The following is a 12,475-nucleotide window of genomic DNA, read 5'->3' on the forward strand; positions in this document are numbered from 1 at the left end:
CACGGTGGCTGAGAGAGGCAAGGGACCGTGGCCCCCTGTGACCGTCCGCTGACCAGAGCGGCTGCTCGAAAAGCGTGCCGGGCATGCGTACAGTGAGGGCCAAAGTGTCTCGGGCAGCAGGCACTTGGTGCGGTACCCGACACACGCGGCCGGGTGGTGTCGCACCGTATTGCTGGATGAGGCGGCCCGAGGACGGGGGTGAGAGCGTCCGCGTCATGGATGATGCAGACAGTCACACGGCTCGGTGGTGGGCGGCGCTGCGCCGGACGCCGGTGGCCGTCTGGAACGACGACGTCACGGACTGGGCCGCTGCGCTGACCTATTACGCGGTCCTGGCCCTGTTCCCCTTGCTGCTGGTGATCCTCTCGATCCTGGGTCTGACCATGCCCACGGCCAGGCCAGAGGTCATCGACCGCATGTCGCAGGCCGCTCCGGTCGCGTCCCGCGCTCTGCTGCGCGGCACCCTGCGGCAGATGGCCGGACAGTCGTCGGCGGCATGGACGTTGATCATCCTTGGAGGGGCGGGAGCCCTGTGGTCGGGGTCCAGCTATCTGAGCGTCTTCCGCCGGGCGTTGCACGCCATGCATCGGACCAGCGCGCACCGGCCGGTCTGGCGCACTGCTCCGCGTATCATCGCCACGGCCCTCGTCCTGATCTCCCTGCTTCTCGCGTCGACCCTCGCGCTGTTTCTCACTGGCAGCCTGGCCCGGCGTCTGGGCCGGGTGCTGTCTCTGGGCACCTGGCCCCAGGCCGCCTGGGACACACTGCGGTGGCCGGTCGTGGTCGCCGTCGCCGTCGCCCTGGTACTCGTCCTGTACCGTTCGGGCCCGCCGCCCTCCCGCCCTGTCGGGAAGATGGTGCCCGGCGGCACATTGGCGGTAGTGCTTCTGTTGGGGGTCTCACTCGGATTCGCCGTCTACACCTCCCATGTCAGCACCTATCACCGTCTGTACGGTTCACTGGCAGGCGTCGTGGTCTTCCTGGTCTGGCTATGGCTGTCCAACCTGTCCCTGCTGGTCGGCGCTCAGTTCAACGCAGAGCTGGCGAAGCCCGTGCACCGGGAATGAGCCGGTCTTCCAGCACCTGCGGCGGGACCGCCCGCAGCCTTCCCTTCGGCCGGTTCGCTCAGTACGGCACGCACGCGCCGACACCGCACGAACCGTGAGCAGGCCGCTCGGTTGACCTGTGGCGGTGTCTGCCCGCCGGCCGCGTGGGCGGTCGCGGCCTCCGGCCTCGCGCGGTGCGCCGCGTCTCGGGGTGGGAACGGTGCTCGGAGCGCCGTATCTGTCATCGGCCCGTACCCGATCGCGGCGAGTGTGGAGCGGACCGCACCACGCAGCCGCGGGGCCCCGCCCGATCGGCAGGACCTCGCAAAAGTGAGGCACTACACCCGACATCTCCCCCGCTCCGCAGGACGCCCGGCTGCCGTCCGGCTGCCGGGCCCCCGACCGTCAGACGGTGCTGAGCATGCCTTCACGCAGGCGGGCCAGGAGACGGGAGATCAGCCGGGAGACGTGCATCTGGGAGACACCGAGACGTTCACCGATCTGGGCCTGGGTGAGTTCCTCCACGAACCGCCAGTGGATGATCTTGCGGTCGCGTTCGTCGAGTTCGGCGATCATCGGGGCGAGGGCATGGAAGTCCTCGATCAGGCCGAGGGCGGCGTCCTCGTCACCGATGAAGTCCGCCAGCGCGGCCTCGCCGTCCTCACTGCCGCTGATCGCCGCGTCCAGGGAGGCGGACTTGTAGCCGTTGGAGGCCAGTTGGGCCTCGACGACCTCGTCCTCCGGAAGGCTCATCAGCTCGGAAAGCTCTTTCGTGGTCGGTGTCCGGCCCAGTCGGCTGCGCAGTTCCTCGTTGGCGCGGGCGAGTTGGACGCGGGCTTCCTGGAGCCGGCGCGGGACATGTACGGCCCAGGAGGTATCGCGGAAGAACCGCTTGATCTCGCCGACGATGTACGGCACGGCGAAGGAGGTGAACTCGACCTCGCGGGTCAGCTCGAAGCGGTCGATCGCCTTGATGAGTCCGATCATGCCGACCTGGACGATATCCTCCATCTCCTCCGGCCCGCGGCTGCGGAACCGGCCGGCCGCGTAGCGGACCAGGGACATGTTCATCTCGATCAGCGTGTTGCGCGCGTACTGATACTCGGGCGTTCCCTCCTCCAGGACGGCCAGCCGGTCGAAGAACGGCTTCGACAGCTCCCGCGCGTCCTTCGGCGCGACCTTGGAAGGGTCCGTGATCTCCGGCACATCCACCGTCTGCTCGGCGGTCAGCACGGTCGTCGTCGGCATCATGGCGCCCTCCCAGTCGATCAGCCTCGTCCTCGCCGGTCCATCGTCCGGCAGGCACGCGCCTACCCCGTCCGCCGATCGGCATTCCTCGAACTGTTGTCAGTCCCCGCCGGACTCTCCATGGCTGCGTACGATTTCCTTCACCTTGGCGACCGCGAAACCCCAGCCCTGCTCGACGGTCGGCTTGGCCGGGACGGCGATCTCGTCGGGGTTGGTGAGGACGTCCAGCAGGACCGGGCCCGGACTGCCCAAGGCGCGTCGCACGGCGCCCTCCACGTCGGCCGGGTCGGTCACACGGATGCCGGTGATGCCCATGGCCTCGGCTACGGCGGCGAAGTCGGGGTTGTCGAGCACGGTGCCGAACTCGGGCAGACCGGACTGCTCCTGTTCGAGTTTCACCATGCCCAGCCGGCGGTTGTCGAAGACGACGAGCTTGACGGGAAGGCGGTACGTCTTCAGGGTCATGAGGTCGCCAAGGAGCATGCTCAGTCCGCCGTCGCCGCAGAAGGCCACGACCTGCCGCTCGCGGTCCAGGCACTGGGCACCCAGGGCCTGGGGCATGGCGTTGGCCATCGAGCCGAGGTTGTAGGAGCCGATGAGGCGCCGCTCGCCGCGCATCTCGACGAAGCGCGAGAGCCACACGGTGGCCATGCCCGTGTCGGAGGTGAAGACGGCGTCATCGGCCGCGATCCGGTCGACGGCCGCGGCCAGCGCCTCGGGGCGGATGTCATGGGCCCGGTTGTCCAGCGCGGAGCGGATACGGCCCACCACGCCCTTGTCGTGCGACGGATCGGCGAGCCGGGCCTGACCGGTGCGCCACTGGTCGAAGCGTTCACGCGCCTTCTCCAGGTGAGAGCGGTCACGTGCGCCTTCGAACCCGGCGGGCGCGGCGGCGAGGTCGTCCAAGAGGTCGCGTACGGTGGCGCCGGTGTCTCCTACGAGCCCGACGTCGACCGGTACCCGGCGTCCGATATGGGTGGCCTCTGTGTCCACCTGGATGACGGTCCGGCCCTTGGGATACCAGTCCCGGTAGGGGAAGTCCGTGCCGAGCAGCAGCAGGGTGTCCGCGTCCTGGAGGGCCGCAGCGGCGGCGGGGTTGCCGATCAGCCCCGTCTGGCCGACCTGGAAGGGGTTGTCGTCGCCTTCGAAGCCCGCCTTGGCCTTGAGTGTGAGCACCATCGGTGCGGCCAGACGGTCGGCGAGGGTGAGGACGTCCTCGCGGGCGGCGCGGGCGCCCTCACCGACGAGCAGGGTGACCCGTTCGGAGCTGTCGAGGAGTTCCGCGGCGCGGTGGACGGCCGACCCGTCCGGCCGGCTCACCGGGGCGTTCAAGGAGAACCGGGCCGGCCGGTCGGCGGTCAGTTCCCGCTCGCCCAGGTCACCCGGCACGGTGAGGACCGCGACGCCCTTGCGGCCCAGTGCGTGGCGCACCGCCGTCTCCAGCATCTGCGGCAGCTGGTCGGGCGAGGTGATGGTCGCACGGAAGACGGCCGCGTCACTGAAGAGGGCGTCGTTGTCGACCTCCTGGAAGTAGTCGCTGCCGAGTTCGGCGAGGGGTACCTGGCCGGCTATCGCCAGGATCGGGGCGTGACTCTTGGCCGCGTCGTACAGCCCGTTGAGGAGGTGGACGGAACCGGGCCCGACCGTGCCCATGCACACGCCGAGGGTGCCGGTGAGCTGCGACTGGGCGCTCGCGGCGAAAGCCGCCGCCTCCTCGTGCCGGCAGCCCACCCATTCCAGGCCCTCGGTGGTGCGGATGGCGTCGGTGAGGGGATTGAGCGCGTCTCCCACGACGCCGAACACCTGGCGCACGCCGAGCTCGCTCAACGCGTCCACGATGACGCGGGCAACAGTACGGGCCACGTGAGTCCTCCGGTTCAGACGGTGAAGTGGTCGGGGTCGGCGGCGTTCCAGTCGGCCGCCCAAGAGGCCGGTGGCTCGGCGAGCAGCTGCCCGGGCTGGAGCCACTCATACAGCTCCTCGAAGGAGCGCTCGGTGCAGGGGTCGACGCGCCGGCGGAGCATGTGCGGACGCAGCTGCGCGGGATCGGTGACACCCATGGACGCCATGATCTGCAACGCGCTGGCCACGGTCGCTTCCTGGAAGCGCTGGACGCGCGTCGTCTTGTCGGGGACGTGGAGGGCGCGGGCGCGGCGGGGGTCCTGGGTGGTGACGCCGGTGGGGCAGGTGTTCGTGTGGCACCTCTGCGCCTGGATGCACCCGACGGCGAACATCATCGCCCGCGCAGCGTTGCCGTAGTCGGCACCCTGCACCATGCGTTTGACCAGGTCGGTCCCGGTGGCGATCTTGCCGCTCGCGCCGAGCCTGATCCGGTCGCGCAGGCCGGTGCCCACGAGGGCGTTGTGAACGGTGAGCAGCCCCTCGGTGAGCGGGGTACCCACATGGTCCGCGAACTCCAGCGGCGCCGCACCGGTCCCACCCTCGGCGCCGTCCACCACGATGAAATCAGGCGCCGTGCCCTCCTCAAGCATGGCCTTGCACACGGCCAGGAACTGCCGCCGCGAGCCCACACACAGCTTGAACCCGGCAGGCTTGCCACCGGACAACTCGCGCATGCGAGCGATGAAGCGCACGAGTTCGCGCGGGGTGGAGAACACCCGGTGGTACGGCGGGGAGACGACCGTCCGCCCCTCGGGCACGTCGCGGACCCGGGCGATCTCGGCGTTCACCTTGGCTCCCGGCAGAACACCGCCGATGCCGGGCTTCGCGCCCTGCGACAGCTTCAGGGACACGCACTTGACGTGATCGTGTGCGGCCTTGTCGGAGAACTCGGCTGGGTCGAAGTCGCCGTCGGGCGTGCGGCAACCGAAGTACCCGGTGCCGATCTCCCAAACGAGGTCGCCTCCCGGACGGAGGTGATACTCGGACAGCCCGCCCTCACCGGTGTCCTGGGCGAAACCCCCTGCCGCCGCGCCCCCGTTGAGTGCGAGGACGGCGTTGGCGGAGAGCGACCCGAAGCTCATCGCCGAGACGTTCAGCAGGGCCATGTCGTACGGACGGCTGCAGTCCGGTCCGCCGATCCTCACGCGCGGCGGGTCCTTCGGCACCGGGCACGGCGCCATCGACGGGACCAGGAACTCGTAACCGGGCTGGTACACGTCCCGCTCGGTGCCGTACGGCTCCTCCGCGTCGGTGCCCTTGGCGCGCTCGTAGACGATGCTGCGCACATCCCGGTCGAAGGGGCGCCCGTCATAGTTCCGCTCGATGAAGTACTGCTGCAGCTCCGGGCGTACGCGCTCCAGGAGGTAGCGGGCATGGCCGAGGACGGGATAGTTGCGCAGCACCGAGTGCCGACGCTGCACCAGGTCCCAGGCGCCCAGCACCCCCGTGAACATGAGCGGAACGGCCGCGAACCACCAGTAGGGCGAGATCCCGAGCGCCGCGGCCAAAGCCCCGAGAGCGGCCACGAGAGTCATGAGGACGATTCCAACGCGTGTCACACCTGGCGCATTGCCCGGTTGTCGATTGCCATGCGCGACAGCCGGGCACTGGACGCTCCCAGTCGCCGTGGCCGCCGGACGGGCCGCGAGCCCCCGGCCACGCTCGTCAGGGTGGTGGACCGCATGGGGCTTCTCAACCCCCTCGCCCTCAGCGCCGCGCCCACACGGGAACACGCCATCAGCCCCAGCCCGTACCGCATGGGCAAGACCCTCCCCGACACCCTCGGCCCCGACGCCGCCCTCACCGCCGGACGCGAACAGATCCTCGCCGACCCCACCGCCGTACCCCCGGGGCACGTAGCGCCGGAACGCGACGGGCGGCCCACCGGACCGAGCGCGGTCGACACTGATCTGACAGACCATCAGAGCGAGCGTCATCCGAGCGTCAAGACAACCTGCCGCCGCGCTGGCCTGCACCGAACGAGGCACAGCCGCCGTTCCCGTAGTGCTCGCAAAACAGCAGGTCAGTGACGCTCAGGCGCATCGGACGTGGTTCACGTCAGGCATTTCGGGAAACAGATCGAGCGCACCGGCCGCGCCTGAGGAATCTACAAGAGCCCGCAGGTCAGAGCCCCTTTGTAGCAGGCTCGAGAATCGCCACGCACTCCACGTGATGCGTCATCGGAAACAGATCGAACGCCCGAAGCGTCCGCACCCGGTACCCGCCCTCCCGGAAGTACCCCAGGTCACGGGCCAGCGCGGCGGGATCGCAGGCGACGTAGGCGATGCGGCGGGCGCCGAGGGAGGAGAGGTGCTGGACCGTCTTGCGGCCCGCGCCCGCGCGGGGCGGGTCGAGGACGATGAGGTCGACCTCCGTGATGCCCGTGCGCGGCAGGACCGACTCGACCTTGCCCTGCTCGATGCGCACGCGGGGGAAGTCGGCCAGGTTGTGCCGCGCGTCCTCCACCGCGCGCTTGCCGGACTCGATGCCGAGGACCGCGCCCTTCTCGCCGAGGCGGTCGGCGAGGGCGCCGGCGAAGAGGCCCACACCGCAGTAGAGGTCGAGGGCCATGTCGCCCTTGCGGGGCAGCAGGCCCTGCATGACGGCCTTGACCAGGGTGTCGGCGGCCTTCGGATGGACCTGCCAGAAGCCGCCGCTGCCGACGCGGTAGGTGCGGTCGTCGGCGCGCTCGCGCACGAACCCGCGGCCGTGGACGCGGTGGACACCGCCGTCGTTCTCGTCGACGCGCATCACCGAGACGGGCCTGTCGAGCTCGACGAGTGGCAGCCGCGCGCCGGGCCGCGGCTCCAGGATCACCATGCGGTCCTGGGAACCCGTCGCGGCGATCGCCTCGACGGAAACCATGCCGGACCAGTCCCGTTCCTCGATGCCGAGTTCGCTGACACCGGCCGCGGCGATCATGCAGTGGTCGATCGGTTCGACCTCGTGCGAGCGGTGGCGGCGCAGTCCGGCGTTGCCGTCGGCGTCCACCGCGTACTGCACGCGCGTGCGCCACTGCGGGACCTGACCGGCGGGCAGCTTGTCGCCGTCGGCCGGCACGACCGTGCCGTCCCAGCCGGCCTCCTCGGGCGTGAGGCCCGCGAGCCGCTTGAGCTGCTCGGCGATCACCTCGCCCTTCAGCCGGCGCTGGGCGCCCGGCTTGGCGTGCTGCCAGTCGCAGCCGCCGCAGCGGCCGGGCCCGGCGTAGGGGCAGGGGGCCTCGATGCGGTCCTTGGAGGGTTCGAGGATCTCCACCGCGTCCGCGCGCAGGAAGCGGGCTCCCTCCTCGCCCTCGGTCACCCGGGCCACCACCCGCTCGCCGGGCAGCGTGTGCCGGACGAACAGCACCTGGCCCTCGGCGGTACGGGCGATGCAGTGGCCGCCGTGGGCGACGGGGCCGATCTCGACTTCGTACTCCTCGCCCACCAGAGACTTGGTCGGTTCTGTCTGCATGGTGGGGTGACTCCAGATCGGGAAGGAACGCGGCAACGGAAGAGGCCGCAGAGCGGTGGGCCTGACAACAGCCCACCAGTCTACGGCCTCGCCCTGGCGCCTCAGTCCTTGGCGGCGGACTCCTTCGGACGCTCCACCGCCGGACCACGCCGGACCGCTCCCGGCGCGCTCCACTCCTGCCGCTTGCGGGCCCGCTGCTTGGCCGCCTCGGAGGACTGCAGCTGGTAGGGCACCGAGGTCACCATGACGCCCGGTGTGAACAGCAGGCGTCCCTTCAGGCGCAAGGCGCTCTGGTTGTGCAGCAGGTGCTCGTACCAGTGGCCGACCACGTACTCGGGGATGATCACGGAGACCGCGTCGCGCGGCGACTCCTTGCGCAGGCTCTTGACGTACTCGATGATCGGCCGCGTGATCTCGCGGTAGGGCGAGTCGAGGACCTTCAGCGGTACGTCGATCCCGCGCCGCTCCCACTCCTCGCGCAGCGCCTTGGTCTCCACCGGGTCGACGTTGACGGTGAGCGCCTCCAGGGTGTCCGAGCGCATCAGCTTGGCGTAGGCCAGGGCACGGAGCGTGGGCCGGTGGATCTTCGAGATCAGCACCACCGAGTGCACCCTGGACGGACGCACGCTGTCGTCGGACGGCCCCTCGGGAGCCGCGATCTCCTCGGCGACCCGGTCGTAGTGCTTCCGGATCGCGGTCATCGTCGCGTAGAAGATGCACATGCCCAGCAGGGCGACCCAGGCGCCGTGCGTGAACTTGGTGACCAGCACGACGACCAGCACCAGGCCGGTGAAGAAGGCACCGAAGGCGTTGATCGCGCGGGAGCGGACCATGTGGCTGCGCTTGGCCGGGTCCTCCTCGACCGCCAGGTGGCGGTTCCAGTGCCGGACCATGCCGGTCTGGCTGAGTGTGAAGGACACGAACACGCCGACGATGTAGAGCTGGATCAGGCGCGTGGAGTCGGCGCCGTAGATGACCACCAGCAGCATCGCCGTGCCCGCGAGCAGCACGATGCCGTTGGAGAAGGCGAGCCGGTCGCCACGGGTGTGCAGCTGGCGCGGCAGGTAGCGGTCCTGGGCGAGGATCGAGCCGAGCAGCGGGAAGCCGTTGTACGCCGTGTTCGCCGCGAGGAACAGCACCAGCGCGGTGGCGGCGGCGAGGACGACGAACAGGAAGCTGCCCTTGCCGAACACCGCCTCGGCGACCTGGGAGATCACCGGGTTCTGGACGTAGCCGGAGCCGAGCGGGCTGCCGTTGTGGATCAGGTCGGTGGCCGGGTTCTCGGCCATGCGGACGTTGGTCGACATGGCGAGGGCGATGATGCCGCAGAACATCGTCACGGCCAGCAGGCCCATCATCGCGAGCGTGGTCGCCGCGTTCTTCGACTTGGGCTTGCGGAAGGCCGGGACGCCGTTGGAGATCGCCTCCACGCCGGTGAGCGCGGCACAGCCGGAGGAGAAGGCCCGTAGCAGCAGGAAGACGAGGGCGAAGCCGGCGAGGCCCTGGTGTTCGGCCTTGATGTGGTAGTCGGCCGTCGGCGCCCGCATGGTGTCGCCGAGGACCATGCCCCGGAAGGCACCCCACGCGATCATGATGAAGACGCCGCCGACGAAGACGTAGGTCGGGATCGCGAAGAGCTTGCCCGACTCCTTCACGCCCCGCAGGTTCATCAGCGTCAGCAGGACGATCACGGCCACCGCGCAGAGCACCTTGTGCTGGACGACGAAGGGGATCGCGGAGCCGAGGTTCTCGATGCCGGAGGCGATGGAGACGGCGACGGTCAGGACGTAGTCGACGAGCAGCGCGCTGGCCACGGTCAGACCGGCCTTGGGACCGAGGTTGGTGGTCGCCACCTCGTAGTCACCGCCGCCGCTCGGGTAGGCGTGCACGTTCTGGCGGTACGAGGCGACCACCGTGAACATCAGCACGACGACCGCGACCGCGATCCAGGGGCTGAAGTGGTACGCCGACACGCCCGCGATGGACAAGACCAGCAGGACCTCCCCCGGCGCGTAGGCGACGGAGGACAGCGGGTCGGAGGCGAAGACGGGGAGTGCGATGCGCTTCGGCAGGAGCGTTTCGCCCAGCCGGTCACTGCGCAGGGCGCGCCCGATCAGAATCCGTTTGGGCACGTCGGTCAGTTTGGACACGACAGTGGATGGTAGGCCTTCGAACAGGCAACCGCCCACCCGGCATCCCGGTTCTGCCTCACGAGTGAAATCCGGGACGCCCGGAACTGCGGATTCCGTGGTCCGCGCGACCTGCGTGCCTAGATGGCAGACCCCGCCTGTCATCGCACTTCGGAGGTCCCATGCCCGCGACCGCAGAGCTGATCGGGGCCACGGTCGCCCTCGTCGGCCTCGGAATCCTGACGCTGTTCAGCGTGCGCAGCATCACTCGCCGCTCGGAGCCGTCGGCGAGTCACCGCTGAGCGGCGCGCGATCAGCGGCGCCGCTGGTCACCGCCGGTGATCGCGGGAAACCCCGGCACAGGGGTGCCCGCCCCCAACCTCGCGTGTGTAGCTTTGGGCGTCGGTCTGAGACCCTGATGCTGAGCAGTAGCTTTTGGACACCGGAAGGACGGTCGTGCACATCGTCATCATGGGCTGCGGAAGAGTGGGCTCCGCTCTTGCCCAGACCCTGGAGCAACAGGGACACACGGTCGCCGTGATCGACCAGGACCCCACCGCCTTCCGCCGGCTGGGCCCGGGATTCGGGGGCCGCAGGGTCACCGGGGTCGGCTTCGACCAGGACACCCTGCGCGAGGCGGGCATCGAGGAGGCCGGCGCCTTCGCCGCCGTCTCCAGTGGCGACAATTCCAACATCATCTCCGCGCGCGTGGCACGCGAGATGTTCGGCGTGGAGAACGTGGCCGCCCGGATCTACGACCCGCGCCGCGCCGAGGTCTACCAGCGCCTGGGCATCCCCACCGTCGCCACGGTCCGCTGGACCGCCGACCAGATGCTGCGCCGCCTGCTCCCCTCGGGCGCGGAGCCGCTGTGGCGCGACCCCACCGGCGGGGTGCAGCTCGCCGAGGTGCACGCCTCCCCCAAGTGGGTCGGCCACAAGATCAGCAAGATGCAGGACGAGACGGGCGTCCGCGTGGCGTTCCTGACCCGCCTGGGCGAGGCCATCCTGCCCACCTCGCAGACGGTGCTGCAGGAGGGCGACCTCGTCCATGTGATGATGCGCGCGGTCGACGTCGAGAAGGTCGAGGCGGCCTTCGCCGAGGGCCCGGAAGAGGAGGGCGGTCACTGATGAGGGTCGCCATTGCCGGAGCCGGCGCCGTCGGCCGCTCGATCGCGGGCGAGCTGCTGGAGAACGGCCACGAGGTCCTGCTCATCGACAAGGCTCCGACCGCCATCTCGGTGGAGCGGGTGCCGCAGGCGGAGTGGCTGCTGGCCGACGCCTGTGAGATCACCTCCCTGGACGAGGCGGCGCTGCAGCGCTGCAACGTGGTGATCGCCGCGACCGGCGACGACAAGGTCAACCTGGTCGTCTCGCTGCTCGCCAAGACGGAGTACGGCGTTCCGCGCGTCGTCGCCCGGGTGAACAACCCGAAGAACGAGTGGCTGTTCAACGAGGCGTGGGGCGTCGACGTGGCCGTGTCCACGCCGCGTCTGATGTCCGCCCTGGTCGAGGAGGCGGTGAGCGTCGGCGACCTGGTCCGGCTGCTCCGCTTCAGCCACGGCGACGCCAACCTCGTCGAGCTGACGCTGCCCGAGGAGTCGGCCCTGGCCGGCACCCAGGTCGGCGACGTGGAGTGGCCGCAGGACACGTCCCTGGTCACGATCATCCGCGGCACCCGCGTCCTGACCCCGTCCAAGGAGGACTCCCTGGAGCCGGGCGACGAACTCCTCTTCGTGGCCGCGCAGGCCCGGGAGGAGCAGCTGGAGGAGCTGCTGTCGGTGCGGCGGGAAGAAGCCTGACGCCCCCGGCGGTGCGACGGTGAAGGGCGCCCTTGGCAACAAGGGCGCCCTTTGTCCACGGCCCGGCCGGCGTTCGAGGACGAGGCCGTTCAGGCCGAGGCGGGTACGCGGGGCACAGCTCCGAGGTACGCCGGCACGCGCGTGGGGTCAGACCTCACGCCGGTGCCTTCCCGCTGCGGCCTGCCTCTCCTTCTCCGCCTTCTCCTCGGCCTCCATCTCCGCGAACACGTCGATCGGCGCGGGCGCCTTCGCGAGGAAGACCCAGGTGAGCCAGACCGCCAGCAGGAACGGCGGGATCTTCAGCGCGACCAGCACCCAGCCGAGCTGCGCCGTGTCGGCCCACCAGTACAGCGGGAAGAGGATCGCGCACTTGGCGAGCAGGATCAGGCCCCAGGCCCAACTGGCCTTGGCGTAGGCCTTCTTGCGGCCGGGGTTGCGGGTGCGCCAGGAGAGGTTCTCCTTGAAGACCGGGCCGAGGATGAGGCCGATCAGGGGGACTCCGGCGAGGGTCGTGATGATGTAGGCCAGCGCCAGACCCAGCGTGTAGAGCATGCCGGGGAGGTAGAAGTCCTTGGCGTTGCCCGTGAACATCGCGAAGACGACACCGAAGGCCACGCCGAAGACGCCGCTGAAGGCGTGCTTGACGGTGTCCTTCCTGGCCAGCCGGACCACGACCAGCACCAGGGACACGGCCAGCGCGGCGATCGCCGAGATGTGCAGGTCCTTGTTGATCGTGAAGATCGCGACGAAGAGGAGACCGGGCAGCACCGTCTCGACCATGCCGCGGACACCACCGAACGCCTCGAACAGCGCGGCCTCGGTGACCGCGCGGGCGTCGCGGGCCTCGTCCGGCTGAGTCTGTTCGGTGTCTTCGGTCGGCTTGTCGAGGGACGTCACC

Annotated in this window: 9 protein-coding genes; 3 read left to right on the forward strand and 6 right to left on the reverse strand. The window is 69.8% G+C overall.

The window, feature by feature from the left end:
• Positions 1-215 precede the first annotated feature (215 nt).
• Positions 216-1,067 (forward strand): YhjD/YihY/BrkB family envelope integrity protein, encoded by an 852-nt coding sequence (locus tag ACFZDC_RS08025; RefSeq protein ID WP_391321302.1) that lies wholly within the window; start codon positions 216-218, stop codon positions 1,065-1,067.
• Positions 1,068-1,451: 384 nt separating this feature from the next.
• On the opposite strand, the gene ACFZDC_RS08030 is transcribed toward ACFZDC_RS08025, so the two are convergent.
• From ACFZDC_RS08030 to ACFZDC_RS08050, 5 genes are all read right to left on the reverse strand, one after another.
• On the reverse strand, positions 1,452-2,297 hold the full coding sequence (locus tag ACFZDC_RS08030; protein ID WP_391321304.1) for a SigB/SigF/SigG family RNA polymerase sigma factor: 846 nt from the start codon (positions 2,295-2,297) through the stop codon (positions 1,452-1,454).
• 96 nt (positions 2,298-2,393) lie between these two features.
• Positions 2,394-4,157 carry a thiamine pyrophosphate-dependent enzyme gene (locus ACFZDC_RS08035; protein ID WP_391321306.1) on the reverse strand — a complete coding sequence of 588 codons (1,764 nt, stop codon included), beginning with the start codon at positions 4,155-4,157 and terminating at the stop codon, positions 2,394-2,396.
• 14 nt (positions 4,158-4,171) lie between these two features.
• The gene (locus ACFZDC_RS08040; protein WP_391321308.1) at positions 4,172-5,731 is read right to left on the reverse strand and encodes a glutamate synthase-related protein; all 1,560 of its coding nucleotides are present in this window, start codon (positions 5,729-5,731) and stop codon (positions 4,172-4,174) included.
• A 589-nt stretch (positions 5,732-6,320) separates the two neighbouring features.
• Positions 6,321-7,649, reverse strand: coding sequence for a TRAM domain-containing protein (locus tag ACFZDC_RS08045; RefSeq protein WP_391321310.1), 1,329 nt, complete (start codon positions 7,647-7,649; stop codon positions 6,321-6,323).
• A 101-nt stretch (positions 7,650-7,750) separates the two neighbouring features.
• The gene (locus ACFZDC_RS08050; protein ID WP_391321312.1) at positions 7,751-9,799 is read right to left on the reverse strand and encodes an amino acid permease; all 2,049 of its coding nucleotides are present in this window, start codon (positions 9,797-9,799) and stop codon (positions 7,751-7,753) included.
• Positions 9,800-10,234: 435 nt separating this feature from the next.
• Between ACFZDC_RS08050 and ACFZDC_RS08055 the strand changes: the two genes are divergently transcribed.
• The gene (locus ACFZDC_RS08055) at positions 10,235-10,906 is read left to right on the forward strand and encodes an NAD-binding protein (protein WP_391321314.1); all 672 of its coding nucleotides are present in this window, start codon (positions 10,235-10,237) and stop codon (positions 10,904-10,906) included.
• Positions 10,906-11,577, forward strand: coding sequence for an NAD-binding protein (locus ACFZDC_RS08060; RefSeq protein ID WP_391321316.1), 672 nt, complete (start codon positions 10,906-10,908; stop codon positions 11,575-11,577). The genes ACFZDC_RS08055 and ACFZDC_RS08060 overlap by 1 nt, the downstream gene beginning before the upstream one ends.
• A 147-nt stretch (positions 11,578-11,724) precedes the next feature.
• Here ACFZDC_RS08060 and ACFZDC_RS08065 read toward each other — a convergent pair whose 3' ends face one another.
• The gene (locus ACFZDC_RS08065; RefSeq protein ID WP_391321318.1) at positions 11,725-12,474 is read right to left on the reverse strand and encodes a DUF3159 domain-containing protein; all 750 of its coding nucleotides are present in this window, start codon (positions 12,472-12,474) and stop codon (positions 11,725-11,727) included.
• Between the last annotated feature and the right edge of the window lies 1 nt (position 12,475).

The organism is Streptomyces sp. NPDC007905 (assembly GCF_042959345.1).
In the GTDB taxonomy this organism is placed as follows: Bacteria; Actinomycetota; Actinomycetes; order Streptomycetales; family Streptomycetaceae; genus Streptomyces.